General features: G+C 60.0%; 20 protein-coding genes and 1 pseudogene. 12 read left to right on the top strand and 9 right to left on the bottom strand.

Annotation, left to right across the window (positions count from 1 at the left end; translation table 11 throughout):
- Positions 1-14: 14 nt before the first annotated feature.
- Positions 15-494, top strand: coding sequence for a glycine zipper domain-containing protein (locus AC07NR_RS15735; protein WP_248738654.1), 480 nt, complete (start codon positions 15-17; stop codon positions 492-494).
- 64 nt (positions 495-558) lie between these two features.
- Here the strand turns inward: AC07NR_RS15735 and AC07NR_RS15740 are convergent, their stop codons facing one another.
- From AC07NR_RS15740 to AC07NR_RS15755, 4 genes are all read right to left on the bottom strand, one after another.
- A complete protein-coding gene (locus tag AC07NR_RS15740; RefSeq protein WP_423204683.1) occupies positions 559-990 on the bottom strand; it encodes an acyl-CoA thioesterase in 432 nt (143 codons plus the stop codon).
- A gap of 31 nt (positions 991-1,021) precedes the next feature.
- Positions 1,022-2,245 carry a 3-hydroxyacyl-CoA dehydrogenase gene (locus tag AC07NR_RS15745; protein ID WP_248738656.1) on the bottom strand — a complete coding sequence of 408 codons (1,224 nt, stop codon included), beginning with the start codon at positions 2,243-2,245 and terminating at the stop codon, positions 1,022-1,024.
- Between the two features lie 109 nt (positions 2,246-2,354).
- Positions 2,355-4,283 (bottom strand): RecQ family ATP-dependent DNA helicase, encoded by a 1,929-nt coding sequence (locus AC07NR_RS15750; protein WP_495078907.1) that lies wholly within the window; start codon positions 4,281-4,283, stop codon positions 2,355-2,357.
- Between the two features lie 386 nt (positions 4,284-4,669).
- A complete protein-coding gene (locus tag AC07NR_RS15755; RefSeq protein ID WP_495078908.1) occupies positions 4,670-5,173 on the bottom strand; it encodes a polysaccharide deacetylase in 504 nt (167 codons plus the stop codon).
- Between the two features lie 303 nt (positions 5,174-5,476).
- Between AC07NR_RS15755 and AC07NR_RS15760 the strand changes: the two genes are divergently transcribed.
- The 5 genes and pseudogenes from AC07NR_RS15760 (at position 5,477) to AC07NR_RS15780 (ending at position 7,894) form a co-directional block, all read left to right on the top strand.
- Positions 5,477-5,758 (top strand): hypothetical protein, encoded by a 282-nt coding sequence (locus tag AC07NR_RS15760; protein ID WP_305833324.1) that lies wholly within the window; start codon positions 5,477-5,479, stop codon positions 5,756-5,758.
- Between the two features lie 194 nt (positions 5,759-5,952).
- Positions 5,953-6,378: pseudogene (locus AC07NR_RS15765) on the top strand (hypothetical protein); the annotation flags it as partial.
- A 343-nt stretch (positions 6,379-6,721) separates the two neighbouring features.
- The gene (locus AC07NR_RS15770) at positions 6,722-7,021 is read left to right on the top strand and encodes a hypothetical protein (RefSeq protein WP_495078909.1); all 300 of its coding nucleotides are present in this window, start codon (positions 6,722-6,724) and stop codon (positions 7,019-7,021) included.
- A 157-nt stretch (positions 7,022-7,178) separates the two neighbouring features.
- Positions 7,179-7,622 (top strand): hypothetical protein, encoded by a 444-nt coding sequence (locus tag AC07NR_RS15775; protein WP_134825142.1) that lies wholly within the window; start codon positions 7,179-7,181, stop codon positions 7,620-7,622.
- The gene (locus AC07NR_RS15780) at positions 7,622-7,894 is read left to right on the top strand and encodes a type II toxin-antitoxin system RelE/ParE family toxin (protein WP_114881019.1); all 273 of its coding nucleotides are present in this window, start codon (positions 7,622-7,624) and stop codon (positions 7,892-7,894) included. The genes AC07NR_RS15775 and AC07NR_RS15780 overlap by 1 nt, the downstream gene beginning before the upstream one ends.
- Positions 7,895-8,072: 178 nt before the next feature.
- Here the strand turns inward: AC07NR_RS15780 and AC07NR_RS15785 are convergent, their stop codons facing one another.
- Both AC07NR_RS15785 and hslO read right to left on the bottom strand, forming a co-directional pair.
- A complete protein-coding gene (locus AC07NR_RS15785) occupies positions 8,073-9,614 on the bottom strand; it encodes a phosphoenolpyruvate carboxykinase (RefSeq protein ID WP_495078910.1) in 1,542 nt (513 codons plus the stop codon).
- Between the two features lie 181 nt (positions 9,615-9,795).
- Complete coding sequence (gene hslO, locus AC07NR_RS15790; protein ID WP_495078911.1) at positions 9,796-10,698, bottom strand: Hsp33 family molecular chaperone HslO; 903 nt, start codon at positions 10,696-10,698, stop codon at positions 9,796-9,798.
- A 104-nt stretch (positions 10,699-10,802) separates the two neighbouring features.
- Here hslO and AC07NR_RS15795 point away from each other — a divergent pair, with 104 nt between their 5' ends.
- Complete coding sequence (locus AC07NR_RS15795; protein ID WP_085733330.1) at positions 10,803-11,603, top strand: phosphatase PAP2 family protein; 801 nt, start codon at positions 10,803-10,805, stop codon at positions 11,601-11,603.
- A gap of 67 nt (positions 11,604-11,670) precedes the next feature.
- Here AC07NR_RS15795 and AC07NR_RS15800 read toward each other — a convergent pair whose 3' ends face one another.
- Positions 11,671-12,078: an RNA-binding S4 domain-containing protein gene (locus AC07NR_RS15800; RefSeq protein ID WP_119428614.1), complete on the bottom strand. Its 408-nt coding sequence runs from the start codon at positions 12,076-12,078 to the stop codon at positions 11,671-11,673.
- A gap of 218 nt (positions 12,079-12,296) precedes the next feature.
- Here AC07NR_RS15800 and rimB point away from each other — a divergent pair, with 218 nt between their 5' ends.
- Both rimB and rimK read left to right on the top strand, forming a co-directional pair.
- Positions 12,297-12,776 (top strand): retropepsin-like aspartic endopeptidase RimB, encoded by a 480-nt coding sequence (gene rimB, locus AC07NR_RS15805; protein ID WP_065257793.1) that lies wholly within the window; start codon positions 12,297-12,299, stop codon positions 12,774-12,776.
- Entirely contained in the window at positions 12,773-13,678 is a 906-nt protein-coding gene (gene rimK / locus AC07NR_RS15810) for a 30S ribosomal protein S6--L-glutamate ligase (protein ID WP_007949201.1), read from the top strand. Before rimB ends, rimK begins: the two co-directional genes overlap by 4 nt.
- 35 nt (positions 13,679-13,713) lie before the next feature.
- On the opposite strand, the gene AC07NR_RS15815 is transcribed toward rimK, so the two are convergent.
- Together AC07NR_RS15815 and ompR are read right to left on the bottom strand one after the other, a co-directional pair.
- Positions 13,714-15,027, bottom strand: a complete 1,314-nt coding sequence (locus AC07NR_RS15815; protein ID WP_085712711.1) for an ATP-binding protein — start codon at positions 15,025-15,027, stop codon at positions 13,714-13,716.
- 114 nt (positions 15,028-15,141) lie between these two features.
- Positions 15,142-15,882, bottom strand: a complete 741-nt coding sequence (ompR, locus tag AC07NR_RS15820; protein WP_007952694.1) for an osmolarity response regulator transcription factor OmpR — start codon at positions 15,880-15,882, stop codon at positions 15,142-15,144.
- A 360-nt stretch (positions 15,883-16,242) separates the two neighbouring features.
- Here ompR and AC07NR_RS15825 point away from each other — a divergent pair, with 360 nt between their 5' ends.
- The 3 genes from AC07NR_RS15825 to gshA all read left to right on the top strand — a co-directional run bounded on the left by AC07NR_RS15825 (position 16,243) and on the right by gshA (position 20,748).
- Positions 16,243-18,567, top strand: coding sequence for a Tex family protein (locus AC07NR_RS15825; RefSeq protein ID WP_423204679.1), 2,325 nt, complete (start codon positions 16,243-16,245; stop codon positions 18,565-18,567).
- Positions 18,567-18,950, top strand: a complete 384-nt coding sequence (locus AC07NR_RS15830; protein WP_085712709.1) for a PaaI family thioesterase — start codon at positions 18,567-18,569, stop codon at positions 18,948-18,950. The genes AC07NR_RS15825 and AC07NR_RS15830 overlap by 1 nt, the downstream gene beginning before the upstream one ends.
- A gap of 214 nt (positions 18,951-19,164) precedes the next feature.
- Complete coding sequence (gshA, locus tag AC07NR_RS15835; protein ID WP_495078912.1) at positions 19,165-20,748, top strand: glutamate--cysteine ligase; 1,584 nt, start codon at positions 19,165-19,167, stop codon at positions 20,746-20,748.
- Positions 20,749-20,756 lie beyond the last annotated feature (8 nt).

Below are 20,756 nucleotides of genomic sequence, written 5' to 3' on the forward strand. Positions count from 1 at the left end.
TTTGAGGCTCCTCTATGAAGTTCTCCCAGATTCTCTTGTTGTCCCTTGGCCTGGTCAGTGGCTTCGCTTCTGCCGGAGGCACCACCGAAGCAGGTGTGGGCGGCGCATTGGGCGGGGTTCTTGGCTCGGTCGTCGGTCAGTCTTTGGGCGGCAGCACAGGTTCAACCATTGGCGCGGCCCTGGGCGGCGCGGGTGGTAGCGCGGTTGGCGCCAACAAACACAGCCGTGGCGAAGCCGCCATTGGCGGTGCATTGGGTGCAGCCGGCGGTAACGTGGTCGGCCGCAGCATGGGCGGCACCACCGGCAGCCTGATCGGCGCCGCAGCAGGTGGCGGCGCCGGTGGCGCGCTGGGTAACTACATGGGCAACGAGAGCAATCGCGAAGACCGCAATTACGATCGCGGCCGTGACCGTGGTCGCTACTACCGCGACGACCACCGCGGTCGTGGTCACGCCTACGGCCATCGCAAGCATCACCGCTACTACCGCGACTGAGGCTTGACCTCATCGCCGGTACAGCCAGATCGCAGCTCCCCCGAGCTGCGATTTTTTTTGCCTGTCAAACCGCCAGCCGTTCCAGCGCTCCGCGCAAACTCGCAGGAATCGCCACCGGCTGGTTCGATGCACGATCAACGAACACATGCACGAAACGCCCCGCCGCGCAGGCTTCATGCTCGCCAGACTTGAACACGGCCAGCTCGTATTGCACTGAACTGTTGCCCAGTTTGCCGACCCGCAAGCCGACTTCGATCAAGTCCGGGAAAGCAATCGAGGCGAAGTAATCGCAAGACGAACTCACCACAAACCCCACCACCTCGCCATCATGGATATCCAGGCCACCGACCTGAATCAGGTAGGTGTTCACGGCCGTGTCGAAAAAGCTGTAGTAGGTGACGTTGTTGACGTGACCGTAGGCATCGTTGTCATGCCAGCGCGTGGTGATCGGCTGGAAATGCGGGTAATCGGCGCGTTGCGGCATCGGGTTGGACATCAGTGTCGATTCCTTGAGTGATCGGCCCAGTCTAAAGGTAAAAACCCTTTCCTCGCGCTGCCAGCTCGCCAATCAATTGCGCCGGGCGCCATTGCTCACCCTGCCGGGTCTCCAGCGCCAGCAACCGCTTGTGAATGTCTGCCAGCCCCTGATCATCCGCCCAGGCCATCGGCCCGCCCCTCTCTGCCGGAAAGCCGTAGCCATTCAGGTAGACCTGATCGATGTCATGGGCCGACTCGGCAATCCCCTCCTGCAGAATTTTCGCGCCCTCGTTGACCAACGCCAGAAGGCAACGCTCAAGGATCTCCTCGGTCCCGATGTCACGGCGATGAAACCCCAGACCTTCGCTGACGCTCAACACCAGCGCATCCACCTCGGGGTCATGCTCGGCCTGACGACTGCCGGGCTCATAGTGGTAGTAGCCGTTACCGGACTTCTGTCCGAACCGCCCCAGCTCGCACAAGCGGTTATCCACCTGAACCTCTGGTGCATCCTGACCCTTGCCGGCCAGCTCACGAGCACGCCACTCAAGATCGATGCCGACCACGTCGTACATGCGAAACGGCCCCATGGCAAAACCGAAGCCTTGCAACGTCGCGTCGATCTGCTGTGGCCAGGCGCCTTCGAGCAGCATTTTGCGCGCCTCGAGCACGTAAGGATGAAGCATGCGGTTGCCGATGAATCCGTGGCAGTTACCCGACACCACACTGACCTTGCCCATGCGTTTGCCCAGCTCAAGTGCCGCTTCCAGCACGGCTGGCGAGGTTCGCGCGCCACGGACGATTTCCAGCAATTTCATGATGTGCGCCGGGCTGAAGAAATGCAGGCCCAGCACTTGAGCCGGGCGTCGTGTCGCGGCGGCAATTGCATCGATGTCCAGCGCCGAGGTATTGCTCGCCAGCAGCGCCTCCGGCTTCAGCAAGCCATCGAGCTCACGGAAGATCTTCTGCTTGAGCTCGAGATTCTCGTACACCGCTTCAATCACCAGATCGACATTGCGAATCGCCACATAGTCCGCCGCCGCGCTGACCCGGGCGACTCGCGCATCGGCCTCGGCCTGATCGATCCGCCCCTGACGCACGTTATGCGCATAGGTATCGGCCACCGCCTTCAGCGCCTGCTCGAGCATCTGCGGATTGTTGTCGACCCATTGCACTGACACGCCGGCGTTGGCCAGGCACATGACAATGCCGCGGCCCATGGTGCCGGCGCCGATCACGGCGGCCTGGCGGATTTCGAAGGATGTCTGGCTCATGTTGTTCTCTTGTTGGAGATCCAAAGACAGCCTTCACCATAGTCAGCCACCGGGCATTTTTGAAGTTTATTGCCGTGATGATCGACATTCAGCAGATGGATTCGCCGCTTCAGAGATGCGCCTGAACCCAGGCCCGCACATCCGCGTAGGGATACTCCTCCAGTGCCGCATACCCGGCAATCGTCCGCGCCTTGAGCCTGGTGAACAGCGGCACGCTGATCCCGCACAGAAACCGCGTCAGCCGCTCCGCCGAAGGCGCACTGCCGGTCTGCTGCTCGTGCCTGTGGATAAAGTCGCCGCACAACGCCGGGAAACTTTTATCCACAAGCGCCGGCAATTCCGGAGGCGCCGGCAGCCGGGCAATCTGCCCGTGACACACCGAGCAATGCCCGCACTGCTCGGGGGCGTTGTGATCACCGAAGTACTCCGCCAGTCGATAGCCCAGGCAGCGCTCGGTGGCGAACAATTCGAGCATCGCGTGAATCCGCGCCACTTCGGTCTGTTCGTGGCGGGAGAAGTAATCATGCAGCTCGCCACTCAAAATCTGGCTGTCGAAGCTGCTGTGCAGCACGTTGTAGACCTCGGTCATCTGTTTGCTTTCCAGCTCGACCCAGCCCTTCTCCTGGAAGTAATCCAGCGCCTTCACCACGCGGTTGCGCTCAGCGGAATGTTGCGTGTACATCGCCTCGAAATTCACCGTGGCCCAGGTCCGTGCGCGGCTCGAGGTCTGGATGATCGCCGCGACGAAATCCCTGCGCTCACCCTCGAAACGCTCAAGCAGCGCCTCGGGTTCCAGCAGGTATTTGAAGCGGTATTCGGCGTAATACGCGTAGCGCGGGGCAATCAGACCTCGCAGCTCCAGTTGCACCAGCAACGTCTTCAACGGCAGCGCACGGATATTGCTCTGATCCGCCAACGGCCCGAGCAAAAACTCCCACTGACCTTCAGGCGCAGCGGCCTGCAACTCGTCCAGCACATGGCGAATGCCATCACGCTCCGGCGTGTCGCCGTAGACGAAGTTTTCCAGCACATTGAGGCTGTCGCGGTTGGCCAGCACCAGGCAGTCGGACGGTTGCCCGTCACGCCCGGCACGGCCGATTTCCTGGCTGTAGTTTTCGATGGATTTGGGCAGGTCGAAATGCACCACGTTGCGGATGTCGCTCTTGTCGATGCCCATGCCGAACGCGATGGTCGCCACGATGCAATTGGACTGCCCACCCATGAAGCGTTTCTGAATCGCTTCCCGTTGTTCGTGGGGCAGCCCGGCGTGGTAAGCCTCGGCCTGAATGCCATTGCGCCCCAAATGCTCGGCGATGTACTCGGCGGTTTTCTGCAGGGTGACGTAGACGATGCTCGGTTGACCCACCCGCTCGGCCATCCACTGCACCAGCCGTCGCCGCTTGTCCTCACCGCGCACCGGCTCCACCAGCAGATTGAGATTGGGCCGATAGAAACCGGTGGTCACCACATCCTCGGCAGCGATGGCGAATTTCGCCTGCATGTCGGCGATGACTTTCGGTGTTGCCGTGGCAGTCAGCAGCAAGGTCTGCGGGATGTTGAACTGGCGCTGGTAGTCCGGCAACTTGAGGTAATCGGGCCGGAAATTGTGGCCCCACTCGGAGATACAGTGCGCCTCATCCACCACCAGCAGCGAGATCGGCACCTGCTGCAAAAAGTTGCGAAAGCGCTCGTTCTTCAAGCGCTCCACGGAAATCATCAGGATCTTCAGTTCACCTGATCGGGCGCGGGCCATCACATCATTGGCATCTTCACGGCTCTGCGCCGAATCGATACTGCCTGCCGAAATGCCATGTCGCCGCAAAAACTCGAGCTGATCCTGCATCAGCGCCAGCAACGGCGAGACCACCAGCGTCAGATGTGGCAGCAAGAGAGCCGGCACTTGGTAGCAAAGGGATTTGCCGGAGCCCGTAGGAAAGATCGCCGCCGCCGAGCGTCCGGCCAGCACAGCGCTGATTGCCGCTTCCTGACCGGGTCGAAATTGTGGATAACCGAAAACCTGTTCCAGGGTGTTGTGCATTCGCTGTCACTCCGTTGACCGCTGTGATGCCAACAGCCTAGCGGGCGATCGCAGCGAATCGAGAAAAGGTCGGGGGGCAAATCGATACGGGATGATACAGCGTTGGGGGCACCGCCACGGGATCAAACAAATGAAACACTTTGTTCATCGCCGTGTGAATCGACCTGAAGGTAATGTCCGTCACGCGTCGAGCCAGGACGGCCGATGCCCATGGATTTTTATCAAGGAGTGAACATGTCGAACCGTTTGAAACTGCCCTTGGCCCTGATCTTTGCATCCCTGTTACTGAGTGGATGTACGCCCTCTCCCGACAACTTTCCCCCGCCTTGGGCTTGCGCCGCGACAACCGGTGAAACCCTTTCGGCCTGACACCCGCGAAAGCAACTTTATGGCCGCAACACGGCCACCCGCAGTTGCTCATCCAGTACCCGCTCATGCACGTCCAGGCTCTTGCTTGCCCATTGTGCATGGGCCGGGCTGATATCACCGGTGAATGCCGCCGCCAGCTGGCGCAGATCGGCGACGCTGCGCACCCGCGGGCAAAACGCTTGTTCGTCGCAATTCTGACTGGCGTTGCGATAGGTGTTGAGCAAGCGATCCCACAGACCGTCGCGCACTTGCCGGATCGACTTGAGCTGCATCTGCTGCACGCCCAGTCGTTGCTTGAGTCCCGTTTCGTCCAGCGCTTCGCTGGCCAACAGGGCCTTGCCGAAGATCAGCACTTCCGCGCGGGAGGCTGTGTCGATGCTGGCCTGAGTGGTGAGCGCTTCGGGCCAGCCACTGCGTTCCAGATTGGCAAGCGCCAACCCGTTGGCCGTATCGGAGGCCACTGCCACGCGACAACCACTGACCCACAGCAAAATGATCGAGGCCATTCGTAGCCACTGCATACCTAATTCCCTTTAAGCGTGTGTCGGACGTCTGGAAACGCCCTACGGATTCTGGCGCGCACCATACAGAGGTTTATCGGGAATCGCCCGACAAACACGTGGGAAATTTCGCTGATCAGGGTTTGGCTGTGAAAAAGCTTGGAAAACGCGTAGGGCAAATGCCCGAACCCAGGAAAAACCCCTACGAATTCTGTCCATCGTGGCTGTCTTGTTCCGCTCGAAGGCGTCCTTCTATAGTGGCCGGCGCGACTGAAAACACTGTATCGGCCCGCCATGGCGACGTCGTAAGGAACTCACCCGATCATGAACATGTTCAAACCGCTCAACACCCGATACCGCTCACTCACAACCAGCTATAGCGAAACGCCCGTGCTGGTCATTGATACCGAGGCGGGCCACCGCGATCTCCTCGATGCCGCCGATCAGCGGCTGCGTGCAGCCAACAACCTGCTGGAAACTCTTTACTGCCTGTGTTTCAAACAGGCCGATGTGAAAGACATCCCCAACATCGTCAATGCGCTTTATTTATTGACCCAGGACGGCTGCGACTTGCTGGAAGTTGCCAGGCAACGAATAAACAATTGACGCCACCCGCCAAACTTACAAAGTTCGCAACAACCCTTCACTACCACTACTGCAAAATTCAGAACCAGCCTGTTTGCTCTTTCATCAACCAAGAGCAACAACATGACTACGCTGACTATTTTCTTTTGCGGTACAGGTTCCACAAAGTTTGATAACACCCACGAAAACTATTGGGATGGCGAACTGGTTTCCACCCGCAAACCGCGACCGGCACTAAAACCAGCATTTTCCCCATGCCCGGCCGTCACGCCACGCTGGTCGGCAATTCTTTGGCCGATGGCGTCAGTGGTCCGAAGGTTGTGGCCGAACCTGGCCTGATCGTCCGTCACTTTGCCGAGGTGTGCCTGAAACGCTGGGGCACCGTGCTCGACAAGAACCTCAACCTTACTGATGCCGACCTTCGAACCCACACCGCCGCCATCGTCAACGCGGCAGCGAAATACAAGGCCATGGAGAAGTGCTCCTACACCTGGTTCACCGAACTGGATCAAGGTGAACGCTACGTGTCGCTGGGCAGCAAAGGCGTCCCGTTCTCGACGGTGAAAGGCACGATCTACAGCCCGGCGACCGGGCTGACGACGAGTGTGCTGGATGTTGAGGGGTATCGGGCGATTCGTTGAAAACCGTAATTGATCTGTAGGAACGGCCTGCTCGAATCTGCATCCCGTTCCTACACGCAGCGGCGCCTTGTCTTCTATCGGCGCCGGTAGGTCGAAACCTATAGTTGTGACTGTCGCTGCCCAATCAGCGATTCAGGTTTGGTCACCTGAAAAACAGAGATAACTGATGCATGCCCTTGTATGCTGCCGACCTCTTTCTGTCGGCACGCTATATGGCGGGCTGTGTTTGGGACGCTTCGGCGTACCGGGTTATCTCTGCCGGTTTGACCAACTTGAACACAGTCCGCCTCCACCGCTTGGTCACGGTAGCAGCGGTTCATCGATGCCTACAGAGATAGAAAAAATGAAATCATGGAACGAGCTCCACTCCGATCGCTACCACCCACTCGACTCCAACCTCACCGACACCAAGCCCCTGGTCATCGACACCGATGCCAATCCGCAAGACATCCTCGAATGCGCCGTCCAGCGCCTGCGTGCTTCCAGCGACCTGCTGCAAACCCTCTACTGCCTCTGCTTCAAACACGCCGACGTCGAAGACATCCCGCACATCACCCACGCCCTCTACCTGCTGACCAAAGACGGCTGTGACCTGCTGCAAGTCGCCCAGCAGCGAATGCTCAGCTGGAAAGCCCCGGCCTGACGAACTTCGGGCAGGCGTGTTCATGGCTAGAACTGCCTGCCTCTATCCAGAACACTGACGCTGGCATTTCCGGCGCAAAACTTTAAGGACCTGAATTTTGCAAACTATTATTGATTGCGTACGATGGGAGCCATTGTTCAACCAAGGGCTTGCCTTCATGACCACTGAAACCATTGATCACAGCACTCTCACCCGACTGTTTGAGAACGGTTCGATCAGTAGCGCACATATCGTTGCCAAGCCCGGTGGCTGGTCGATTCAAGTTCAGCAAGGAAGCAAAGAGTATTCACTGGCAGCACAACGCAGTGGCCAGGTGCGGCTGTTCAAGCGGTTCGAAACACTGGTGACCTACCTACAAGGAGTGGGTATCAATCACTTCGATGTGGACGCCTCCAGTTATGACCCTCTTCAAATAAAAACCTATGCCCGCCCTGATCGCGCCGAAGCGATGAAACAAGCTCATGAAGCCGCTGCGTATGAAGAATGGGTCAAGCAACAGGTACAAATCAGCATTGATGACCCAAGACCCAGCGTCAGCGATGAAGACGCTCGCAGGATATTTGCCGCCAAGCGTGATGCCCTGCGTCAGCGAGTACGTTGATGAGGTTGGTCTGGCGCCAAGAGGCGCTGGATGACCGAGACAACATCATGGAGCGTATCGGACAGGAAAATCCCGTTGCAGCGATTAGGCTCGATGAGCTTTTCGAATCGAAGGGAGAAAGCGTCCGCCAGCACCCAGCTTTATACAAAAGAGGGATCGCGCAAGACACCCGCGAAATAGTTGTCACCCCAAACTACTACATCATCTACACAATCAAAGTTGATGCTGTGGAGATGCTGCGAGTACTGCATACCAGGCGGCAATGGCTATGAAGGCTGAAGAGAAAAAGAGCGGCGTTTAGAACTCACGGCTTCTTAAGTGGCATTATTCTGGCTGTTTAACGCGAACTTTGCGGGAATAATGGCAGTTGGTCTGATGATGACATCCAACCCATCACCCACAAAAAAGCCGCCCTCAAGAGGCGGCTTTTTCATTCACCAGAACTAAGTCTTACAACTTAGGCCCGGCAGCCTTGATCGCGTCGCTCACGTCGAACTTCTTGAAGTTCTCGATGAACAGACCGGCCAGTGCTTTGGCAGCTTCGTCGTACGCAGCCTTGTCAGCCCAGGTGTTGCGTGGGTTGAGCAGGTTGGTTTCGACGCCCGGTACGGCCAGTGGCACGTCCAGGTTGATGGTGTCCAGGTGTTCGGTTTCGGCACCGACCAGGGCACCGCTCTGGATCGCTGCGATCACGGCACGGGTGGTCGGGATGTTGAAGCGTTTGCCGACGCCGTAGCCACCGCCGGTCCAGCCGGTGTTGACCAGGTAGACCTTGGAGCCGAAGCCCTTGATGCGCTTGATCAGCAGCTCAGCGTATTCGCCAGCCGGACGCGGGAAGAACGGTGCGCCGAAGCAGGTGGAGAAGGTCGACTTGATGCCGCTGCCCGAACCCATTTCAGTCGAGCCCACCAGTGCGGTGTAGCCGGACAGGAAGTGGTAGGCCGCCTGCTCGTTGTTCAGGATCGACACTGGCGGCAGTACGCCGGTCAGGTCGCAGGTCAGGAAGATCACAGCGTTTGGCTCGCCGCCCAGGTTCTTCTCGGAACGCTTGGCAACGTGCTCCAGCGGGTAGGCTGCGCGGCTGTTCTGGGTCAGGCTGACATCGGCGTAGTCGGCGTGCTTGGCATCGTCGATCACGACGTTTTCCAGCACAGCGCCGTGCTTGATGGCTTTCCAGATGACCGGCTCGTTCTTCTCGGACAAGTCGATGCACTTGGCGTAGCAGCCGCCTTCGATGTTGAAGACAACGCCTTCGCCCCAGCCGTGTTCGTCGTCACCGATCAGGTAACGGCTTTCGTCGGCGGACAGGGTGGTCTTGCCAGTGCCGGACAGACCGAAGAACAGGGTCACGTCGCCCTCTTCGCCGATGTTGGCAGCGCAGTGCATTGGCAATACGTCGGAAGCCGGCAGCAGGAAGTTCTGCACCGAGAACATGGCTTTCTTCATTTCACCGGCGTAACGCATGCCGGCGATCAGCACTTTTTTCTGTGCAAAGTTGAGGATCACGCAACCGTCGGAGTTGGTGCCGTCACGCTCAGGCACGCACTCGAAGTTGGCCACGTTCAGCACTTGCCACTCTTCACGACCGGCCGGGTTGTACTGGGCCGGGTTGATGAACAGGCAACGACCGAACAGATTCTGCCAGGCAGTCTGGGTGGTCATCTTCACGGCCAGGTAGTGATCTTCGGCCGCGCCTACATGCACGTGGGAAACGAAATGCTCTTGCGCGTTGTTGAACGCCTCGACACGAGCCCACAGCGCGTCGAACTTGTCGGCCGGGAACTTGCGGTTGATCGGGCCCCAGGCAATCGCGTCCTGGGTGGAAGGCTCTTCAACGATGAAACGGTCGACTGGCGAACGGCCGGTGCGGTGACCGGTGCGAACAACCAGAGCGCCGGTATCGGCAAGCTCGCCTTCACCGCGTTTCAGGGCTTCTTTTACCAGATCATCAACACTCAGATCGGTGTACACGGCGTTATTGGCTTGCGTCATGAGGTTCCCCGTCGGCCAGTGGCCGAGTGTGCTCCAAACGTTTTGTAGTAGAAAGTCGTGCACTACTACCGCGAAAAAAGTGGGCCGGATTATGCCAGAAAAGCCCAAAAAGAGTAGGGCCCTCCCGTCGTAACGGCGTTATTCCGTCGTTGAGCAGTGAATTTACCTGCGCTGAACCGTTTTAGTGCCGGGTATCTGACGGCGTCTCGACACCCGCACCAGCGAACAATTGAGCGATATCCGCCGCGTCGAACAGGTAGCGCTGGTTGCAGAACTGGCAATCGATCTCGACGCTGCCACCCTGCTCGGCCACCAATTGCTGCGCATCTTCCAGACCCAGGCTGACCAGTGCATTGCCCGAACGCTCACGGGAGCAGCTGCAGTGGAAACGCAATTTCTGCACATCGAACAGACGGACCTGCTCTTCATGGTAGAGGCGATGCAGAACGGTTTCGTTGTCCAGGCTCAACAGTTCATCAGCGGTCAGGGTATTGCCCAGCGCGGTGATGTGCTGCCAGCTGGCGGCGCGTTCTTCTTCGTCTTTCAGGCGATCGGCCGGCAGTTGCTGCAGCAGCAGGCCACGGGCGCGACGGCCATCGGCGCAGAGCTTGAAGCGGGTGCCTACCTGCTGGGACATGACGAAGTAGTTGGTGAAGCAGTCGGACAGGGTTTCGCCGTCGAGGTCGACGATGCCCTGATAGCGCTGGCCTACGGTCGGGTCGATCGTCAGGGCCAGAACACCGTTGGGCATCAGGTCGGAGAGGGTCGCGTCAGGAGCGATCAAGTCCGCCTCGTAACGGGCCAGGCCACGGATTTCACGCTCGCTGGAGCACTCGATCATCAGCAGCGGAATCGGGCCTTCGGAGCGCGCCTGAAGAATCAGCAAGCCATCGAATTTCAGGGTGCCCACCAGCAACGATGCAGCAGCCATGAACTCGCCCAGCAATTGCGCAACCGGCTCCGGGTACGGGTGCTTGGCGAGCACTTCGGCGTAGCTGCGTTCCAGCGACACCAGTTCGCCGCGCGTGTCGCTGTCATCGAAGATGAAGCGTTGGGTGTAATCGGTATCGAGGAAATCGGTCATAGGTCTAGGTATCTGATTTTAATGACAAAAAGGTTACAAAGAATGAAAATCCCGCGCTTCTGGCATCCATTTTGATGCCTATGTTCAGCCACGGGAGGCATTTTATGAACAATCCGGGTTTGTTCCAATCAAGGTGGAACCTCGGCCGGCTGGTTCTGTGCAATGCGGTGCCATTGGCACTACTGGCTTTCTGGTTATGGCCTACAGGCCAGATGCTGTGTGTGGTTTTCGACGAGTGGCTGTTCCGCTCACTCAATACTCCGCTGGCCAGCAACCCCATATGGCTCCACATCTGGGCAATTGCAAGTCTGCGCCCGTTCGACGTTGTCGTCGGACTGATTCTGCTGACGCTGCTGATCAAGGGCGACTGGGTCTTCAAGGCGATTGACGTACGTCGCGCGTTCTTCGGATTTTTCTCGATCCTGCTGCTGATGGTGGTGATCCGCGCGCTGTTTTCCAAATTCGCCGACCACATGGGCTGGCAGCACAACAGCCCTTCCATGGTGCTCGAAGGCGCCGTCCATATGAGCGACTATTTTCCGCATCTGGAGAAAACCTTTGAGCTGAAGGATCGCTCGAGCCAGAGCTTTCCCGGTGACCACGCTTCGGTGCTGCTGATCTGGGCGTTGTTCATGGGTGTTTTCAGTCGCTCAGCCGGCCAGTTCCTGACGGTCTGGGGCCTGGCGCTGCTGTTCATGTTGCCGCGGCTGGTGGCCGGCGCGCACTGGGGCCAGGACGACTACATCGGTGGACTGCTGCTAGCGGTGTGGGCGTTGGGCTGGGGTTACTACACACCGTTTGCCTATCACGCGGCGAACTTCTGGCTGAAGGTCACGGCGCCGATCTTCGGGCTTCTGGGCAAATTGCCGGTGGTTTCGCGGATGACCGTCGTGTCCGCACGATAATCGGCGACCGCTGAAAAAAATCGCAGCCTTTGACGAGTCCTGAGTCAGGACCGACAGGCTGCGATTTTTATTCTCCGCCACTGTTCCCACGAAATTTAAACAGATCCCGGCGCTGCTTCTTGCTCGGTTTGCCATCGGTGGTCACGCCCAAGGCGCCGGCCTTGCGCATCGCCGCAGCCGCCTCGCGCTTGGCGATACTGGCTTCGGTTTCCGCATACAGCGTCTGTGCTTCCGGTGCGCCACGACGCACGATCGACAGGGCCTGGACCACAACGGTCTTTTCATCGAAGCCGGTGCGAATCTCGAATTCGTCGCCGATGCGTGGCTCTTTGCCAGGCTTGCAGCGCTCACCCCGACAATGCACCTTGCCGCTCTCGATCGCAGCCTTGGCCAAGGCCCGTGTTTTATAAAAACGTGCGGCCCACAACCATTTATCGAGACGGACCTTGTCGTCCTCTTCGCTTTTTTGTGCCATGGAATTTCCTCATTCTGAAATATTGATGAACTGTACTACCGTTTCTGTCGTGCCATGAATTGTGCTGTCCCGGATTACAATGCGCACATTCCGGGGCGTGCTTGAGATGGCGCGAATCCGGGCCGTAGATATCTGTCGCCTTTTAACCACTATTCTGCGTGAATACCGCAAATCCGGCCCCCTGCGGGCTGATCGGTTTTCACCGGTTGAGCATTTTTTTGAAGACATTTGACCATTTGACCGTTGTCGGTCTGCGCGAGTGGGTGGCGCTCCCGGATCTGGGAGTCGCGGGCCTTCGGGCGAAAATCGACACCGGCGCCAGCACCTCCAGCCTGCACGCCACCGACATCGAGCCGTTCGAACGGGACGGCGAGAAGTGGGTGCGTTTCACCGCGCACCTGGGCACGGTGGTGCAGTTGCGCCACCGGCGTTGTGAAGCGCCGCTGGTCACCCGCAAGACCATCAAGAGTTCCAACGGCCAGGCCCAGGTGCGCTATGTGATCAGCACCACCCTGGCCCTCGGTGATCGGGTCTGGCCGGTCGAGTTCACCCTCGCCTGCCGCAAGTCCATGCGCTATCGCCTGTTGCTCGGTTCCAAAGCCCTGATCGATGGCCAGCTGGTGGTCAATCCGGGTATCAAGTATGTACAAGACAAGCCGGTGTTCCCGGTATCTACCTCCTCCACAGGTGTTGCATGAAGATCGCTGTGCTGTCGCGGAATCCGCGTCTGTATTCCACCCGCCGTCTGGTCGAAGCCGGAACCGAACGCGGGCATGAAATGGTAGTGATCGATACCTTGCGCGCCTACATGAACATCGCCAGCCACAAGCCGCAGATCCACTATCGCGGCAAACCTCTGGAAGGTTTCGATGCGGTGATCCCGCGGATCGGCGCGTCGGTGACGTTCTATGGCTGCGCGGTGCTGCGCCAGTTCGAAATGATGGGGGTGTTTCCGCTCAACGAATCGGTGGCGATCGCCCGTTCCCGGGACAAGCTGCGTTCGCTGCAATTGCTGTCACGTCGGGGCATCGGCCTGCCGGTGACCGGGTTTGCCCACTCGCCGGACGACATTCCCGACCTGATCGACATGGTCAACGGCGCGCCATTGGTGATCAAGGTACTGGAAGGCACCCAGGGCATCGGCGTGGTGCTGTGCGAAACCGCAACGGCAGCGGAGTCGGTGATCGAGGCCTTCATGGGCCTGAAACAGAACATCATGGTGCAGGAATACATCAAGGAAGCGGGCGGCGCCGACATTCGCTGCTTCGTGGTCGGCGACAAGGTGATCGCGGCGATGAAGCGTCAGGCAAAGCCCGGGGAATTCCGCTCCAACCTGCACCGGGGCGGCAGTGCCAGCCTGATCAAGATCACCCCGGAAGAACGCATGACCGCATTGCGCGCAGCCAAGGTCATGGGCCTGGCGGTGGCGGGTGTGGATATCCTGCGTTCGAATCACGGGCCGCTGGTGATGGAGGTGAACTCGTCGCCGGGCCTGGAAGGGATCGAGACCACCACCGGCAAGAACGTGGCGGGGATCATTATCGAGCATCTCGAGAAGAATGGCGGGCCGAACATGACTCGCACCAAAGGCAAGGGTTGAACCTGGAATCAGGCGGCCGCCAGGCCGCCTGAAACTTAAACCGCGTCCCGCGGCAACATCAATCCCAGCGGCAACCGCACTCGCGCCTCCAACCCGCCACCGGAGCGGTTGCGCAGCTCGACATTGCCACCGTGCATCGAAGCAATCCGTTTCACGATCGCCAGCCCCAGTCCGGTGCCCTTCCCGCCCCGCGCCCGATCGCCACGAGTGAACGGGTTAAAGATCGCTTCAAGCTCCGATGGATCAATCCCCGCCCCACGGTCCATCACGCTCAGCACCACATACGGCGCACTGGTGTCGCCGGACACATAGGCTGCGACATCCACGCTACCGCCGGCATGATTCAACGCGTTGCCGATCAGGTTGTTCAGCAGACGCTTCATCGACACCCGACGCAGCGGGAACGGCTGGATCGGCTCCAGACGCAAGCGCACTTTCTCTTCACTCTGGTTGTACGGCGCCGCGACTTCGCGCACCAGATCGCTCAGGTCCACTTCTTCCACCGACTCGTCCCGACCATCGCGAATGAACGCGAGGAACTGGTCGAGAATCGCATCCATATCTTCAATGTCGCGCACCATGTCGTCGGTCAGGTCGGTGCGGTCGCCCATCAGTTCCAACGACAGCCGCAATCGGGTCAGCGGTGTCCGCAAGTCGTGGGAAACCCCGGCGAGCATCAGTTCACGCTCACGTCCAGCCTGTTCGACGTCCTCGGCCATCTGGTTGAAGGCGCGATAAACCTCGGTCATTTCGCTGGGTGTATCGCTGATCGGCAGGCGCACGCTGCGGCCCTGACCGAGTTGCCGCGCGGCATACACCAGTCGCTTCAATGGCTGGTTGAGCTGGCTGACAAAAATCCAGGCCGACGCGGTCGAGAGCAGACCGATGGCGAGGAACCAGCCGAGCACGTTCCAGATTTTCTGGCCGCGCAACGGATGCGGGTACAACGGCACTTTCAGCCAGCCATCACCCAGGCTCGGCGCGCGCACCCACAACGCCGGCGGCGAATGCATGCGCAGTCGAACCTCGGTGTCCGCCCCCAGTTCCGCCTGCATCTGCCGCTGGTAGATTTCGCTGTACGGCCAGTGCTGCTCGCCTTCCGGCACGCCTGCACCGACCACCCGGATCAGGGTCGCGGCATCGGCGATCTTCGCGCGGTTTTCTTCATCGGCGGCCCAATAGGCGCGCAGCGTCAGGGCGACGCCGTGGCTGTATTGGCGATCCACCAGCACGTCCTCGTTCATCAGCAGATAAACCAGAGTCAGTGCCTTGGAAAACAATACGACGATGAGCACCAGCCACAGGGTGCGGGAGAAGAAACTTTGGGGGAACCAGACAGGGGTTTTCATGGATAACCGCTACGCACTTGCAGGAGCGAGCAATGCTCGCATATTGCGGATAACGAGTCTGCGGAGCCGGCACTTTCGACCGTTTCCCGCAGACCCGCTCCTACAAATCACCCGTCACTTGGTGGAGTTGCCATCCGGCACGAACACATAACCCACGCCCCAGACAGTCTGGATGTAGCGCGGTTTGGACGGATCGGGTTCGATCATCCGGCGCAGACGGGAAATCTGCACGTCGATGGAACGCTCCAGAGCATCCCACTCCCGGCCACGGGCCAGGTTCATCAGCTTGTCGCGGGTCAGCGGCTGACGGGCGTTCATCACCAGAGCCTTGAGTACCGCAAACTCACCGGTGGTGAGCATGTGCACTTCGTCGCCGCGCTTGAGTTCGCGGGTGGCCAGGGACAGCACGTAGTCGCCGAACGTGACGTTCTCTTCTTCACTGCCCGGCGCGCCCGGCACCGGTGCGGCCTGACGGCGCAGTACGGCTTTGACGCGGGCCATCAGTTCGTCCGGGTTGAACGGCTTGGCCAGGTAATCGTCGGCGCCCAGTTCCAGGCCCTTGATACGGCTCAGTTCGTCGCCCTTGGCGGTGAGCATGATGATCGGGATCTGATTGTTCGCGCCACGCAGGCGACGGCAAGCGGTCAGGCCGTCTTCGCCCGGCAGCATCAGGTCGAGAACGACCAGGTTGAACACTTCACGGGACAGCAGACGATCCATCTGCTCGGTGTTCGGTACGGCGCGGGCACGGTAGCCCTTGCTGACGAAGAAGCGTTCCAGCAGGCTGCTCAGCCCCGGATCGTCGTCAACAATAAGAATTTTTTCGCCTTCAGCAGTTTGTGCAGTGCTGCTCATTGGATGCTCCTTTTAGCTCGGCGCGCATTATGGCGTAGCTGCCGTTATACGCACCGTGTGCATTGTTAGCAGATTTTTCCTTCACTGCCAGAAAACCGGGGCTTGAGCCTACAGACCGTGTCGCCCCCGAATGACAGAACGCCGGTTATAATGCGCGGCCTTTTGTGCCAGGCAACGTCTGAATCGTTACCGCAGGTGGCCGTCCTTTATTTTCATGGGCGCCGCAGTAATTGTTCGATTTCACGGGTCAATGGGATGCCTTTTGACCCAGGCAGCGGCAAGCGTCAGGCCGCCCCACCAGACTCCGGGCCCTTATTTATGCGCCTGCGAGCCTGCTTTCACAATTTGTCAGGTGGTTTTATGGACAGCATCAACAGCCGCATCGCCGAGGAACTCGGCGTACGCCCGCAACAGGTCGAAGCGGCCGTCGCGCTACTCGATGAAGGCTCTACCGTTCCCTTCATCGCCCGTTACCGGAAAGAAGTGACCGGCAGTCTCGATGACACTCAGCTGCGTCATCTGGAAGAGCGTCTGCGCTACCTGCGAGAACTCGACGAACGGCGCATCAGCATCCTTTCCAGCATCCAGGAGCAGGGCAAACTCACCCCTGAGCTGGAGCGCGAAATCAAACTCGCCGACACCAAGACCCGCCTCGAAGACTTGTACCTGCCGTACAAGCAGAAGCGCCGCACCAAGGGCCAGATCGCCCTGGAAGCCGGACTCGGCGAGCTGGCCGACGGTCTGTTCAACGATCCGTCGCTGGCCCCGGAAACCGAAGCCGCGCGCTTCATCAACGCCGAAAAAGGCGTGGCCGACGCCAAGGCTGCCCTGGAAGGCGCCAAGTACATCCTCATGGAGCGCTTCGCCGAAGACGCCAACCTGCTGGACAAACTGCGCAACTATTTGAAGCAGGAAGCCACCCTCAGCGCCCGCGTGATCGCCGGCAAGGAAGAGGAAGGCGCCAAGTTCCGCGATTACTTCGAACACGACGAACCACTGAAAAGCATGCCGTCGCACCGCGCGCTGGCGATTTTCCGTGGCCGCAACGAAGGCATTCTCAGCTCCGCGCTGAAAGTCGGTGAAGAACTGCCGGGCACCCTGCACCCGTGCGAAGGCATGATCGGCCAGCACGTCGGCATCCAGAACCAGAACCGTCCGGCCGACAAATGGCTGGGCGAGGTGGTGCGCTGGACCTGGAAGGTCAAGCTCTACACCCACCTGGAAACCGACCTGCTGGGCGAGCTGCGCGACGGCGCCGAAACCGAAGCGATCAACGTGTTCGCCCACAACCTGCACGACCTGCTGCTGGCCGCCCCGGCCGGCCCGCGCGCCACTCTGGGCCTCGACCCGGGCCTGCGCACCGGCTGCAAGGTCGCGGTGGTCGACTCCACCGGCAAGCTGCTGGATCACGCCACGGTTTACCCGCACGTGCCGCACAACAAGTGGGATCAGACCATCGCCATCCTGGCCGCCCTGTGCGCCAAGCACTCGGTCGACCTGATCGCCATCGGCAACGGCACCGCCAGCCGTGAGACCGACAAGCTGGCTATCGAGCTGATCAAAAAATATCCAGCAATGAAAATGACCAAGGTCATGGTCTCCGAAGCCGGCGCATCGGTGTATTCGGCATCGGAACTGGCAGCCAAGGAATTCCCGGATCTGGACGTGTCGATCCGTGGCGCCGTGTCCATCGCCCGTCGCTTGCAGGATCCACTGGCCGAACTGGTGAAAATCGATCCGAAATCCATCGGTGTCGGCCAGTACCAGCACGACGTGTCGCAGCTGAAACTGGCGCGCGGCCTGGACGCCGTGGTCGAGGACTGCGTGAACGCCGTGGGCGTGGACGTGAACACCGCGTCCGTGGCGCTGCTGGCGCGGATCTCCGGCCTCAACGCGACCCTGGCGCAGAACATCGTGACTCACCGTGACGAGCACGGCGCGTTCAAGACCCGTGCCGCGTTGAAGAAAGTCGCGCGTCTGGGCGAGAAAACCTTCGAACAGGCCGCCGGCTTCCTGCGCGTGATGAACGGCGACAACCCGCTGGACTCCTCGGCCGTTCACCCGGAAGCGTATCCGCTGGTGCAACGCATCGCCGCTGAAACCGACCGCGACATCCGCTCGCTGATCGGCGACGCCTCGTTCCTCAAGCGTCTGGATCCGAAGAAATTCACCGACGAGACCTTCGGTCTGCCAACCGTCACCGACATCCTGCAGGAACTGGAAAAACCGGGCCGTGACCCGCGTCCGGAGTTCAAGACCGCCGAGTTCCAGGAGGGCGTCGAGGACCTGAAGGACCTGCAACTGGGGATGATCCTCGAAGGCGTGGTGACCAACGTGACCGCGTTCGGCGCGTTCGTAGACATCGGCGTGCATCAGGACGGTCTGGTGCACATTTCGGCGCTGTCGGAGAAGTTCATCAAGGATCCACGCGAAGCGGTGAAGGCCGGTGACGTGGTGAAAGTGAAGGTCATGGAAGTCGACATCCCGCGCAAACGCGTCGGCCTGTCGATGCGCATGAGCGACACCCCGGGCGAGAAGATCGACGGTGCCCGTGGTTCGCGTCCGGGCTCGGCGCCACGCCAGTCTCAGGGTTCGGCTCCGCGCAAGGAAAGCACCCCGGCGGCTCCAGCCAATAACGCGATGGCGTCGCTGTTCGCCAACGCCAAGCAGTTGAAGAAACGCTGATGGAAATTCCGGCCGGGCTCGTCGAGAGCGCGTTTTTCAAGCTGTTGGGCTGCCGCCTGCACAGCCTGGAAACCGGGGTGGCGCAAGTCGCCCTGGTGCTGGAACCCGAACTGCGCAACCGCGGCGGCAAGCTGCACGGCGGCGCGCTGTTCAGTCTGGTCGATATCGCCATGGGGCTGGCCTGTTCCAGCACCCACGGTTTTGACCAGCAGAGCGCGACCATCGAGTGCAAGATCAACTACATCCGCGCCGTCTCCGAAGGCGAGGTGATGTGCACGGCGCGGGTGATCCACCCGGGCCGGCGCACGCTGGTGGTCGAAGCCGACGTGATGCAGGGCGACAAACTGGTCGCAAAAGCGCAAGGCACGTTCGCTGTCCTGTAGCTACTCGTCATCGATTTGAGTTAATTTCGGCGCTGTGATCGCAGCGTCGGAGTTTTCCTCGCCCGCGTCTGCCAGATTCAGGGACTGAAGTTGGCGTTTGCAATGGGGCTTTCATGGCCCGAAAACCAGGCGAAAACGCCAGTTTCAACTTCACCCTTGTAGACCGTCCTGCCCACCCCCATATTGGGGCGACTGACGCGTGAAGGAATCCAAATTGAGCGAACTTCTCAACCGCCGCCTGGCTCTGCTCGGTGAGCGCGCCAACCTCTCTCTGCTCGAACAGTGCCTGCACGGCATCGAACGTGAATGCCTGCGCGTGACCGGCGAGGGTCGACTGGCGCAAACGCCGCACCCTGAAAGCCTGGGTTCCGCGCTGACCAACGAACAAATCACCACCGACTATTCCGAGTCGCTGCTGGAATTCATCACGCCTGCCCTGCCCGATCCGGCCGACACGCTGGCGAGCCTGGACAAGATTCATCGCTTCGCCTACAGCAAGCTCGGCAACGAGTATCTGTGGAGTCCATCGATGCCGTGCCCGTTGCCGGCCGAGGAAGACATCCCGATCGCCTATTACGGCACCTCCAACATCGGTCAGCTGAAGTACGTCTACCGCAAGGGCCTGGCCCTGCGTTACGGCAAGACCATGCAGTGCATCGCCGGGATTCACTACAACTTCTCTCTGCCGGAAAAACTCTGGCCGCTGCTGAAAGAAGCCGAAGGCTTCGTTGGCACCGACCGGGATTTCCAGTCGTCGTCCTATATCGCGCTGATCCGCAACTTCCGTCGCTACAGTTGGCTGCTGATGTACCTGTTCGGTGCTTCGCCGGCGCTGGACGCGGGGTTCCTGCGCGGCCGTTCGCATCAGCTGGAACAACTGGATCCGGACACCCTGTACCTGCCTTACGCCACCAGCCTGCGCATGAGCGACCTCGGTTACCAGAGCAACGCCCAGGCCGGCCTGACCCCTTGCTACAACGACCTGGCAAGCTACACCGACAGCCTGCGCAAGGCGGTGGCCACGCCATACGCGCCGTACGTCGAAGTCGGAACGCACCAGGATGGCGAGTGGGTGCAACTGAATACCAACATCCTGCAGATCGAAAACGAGTACTACTCGAACATCCGCCCGAAACGCGTGACTTACACCGGCGAGCGGCCGATCCAGGCCTTGATGGCCCGTGGCATCCAGTACGTCGAAGTGCGCTGCCTGGACATCAACCCGTTCCTGCCGATGGGCATCGACCTCACCGAGTCGCGCTTCCTCGACGCGTTCCTGCTGTACTGCGCGCTGAACGACAGCCCGCTGCTGACCAACATCAGCTGCGGCAACGCCACGTCGAACTTCCTCAGCGTGGTCAAGGAAGGTCGCCGTCCGGGCCTGCAATTGCAGCGCGACGGCCAACCGGTCGACATGAAGGAATGGGCGGCGGAGCTGCTGGAAAAAATTGCTCCGCTGGCCGCGTTGCTCGACCAAAGCCACGGCGGCGACGCTCACAGCAAGGCCCTCGATGCGCAACTGGCCAAGGTCAAGGATTCGTCCCTGACGCCATCGGCCCAGGTGCTGGCAGCCATGGCCGAGCACAAGGAAAGCTTCGCGCAATTCTCCCTGCGCCAGAGCCAGGCCCACGCCGAGTTCTTCCGCAGCGAGCCGTTGGCGGCTGAGGAACAGGCGAAGTTTGAAGAACTGGCGCGCTCGTCACTGGCGCAACAGGCTGAGCTGGAGCAGAACGAGGTGGGCGATTTCGACGTGTTTGTCGGGTCGTATCAGGCGAGCATTCTGGCGATCAGCAACTGATCGCTTCC

It is taken from the genome of Pseudomonas sp. GW821-FHT09C09 (genome assembly GCF_059418105.1).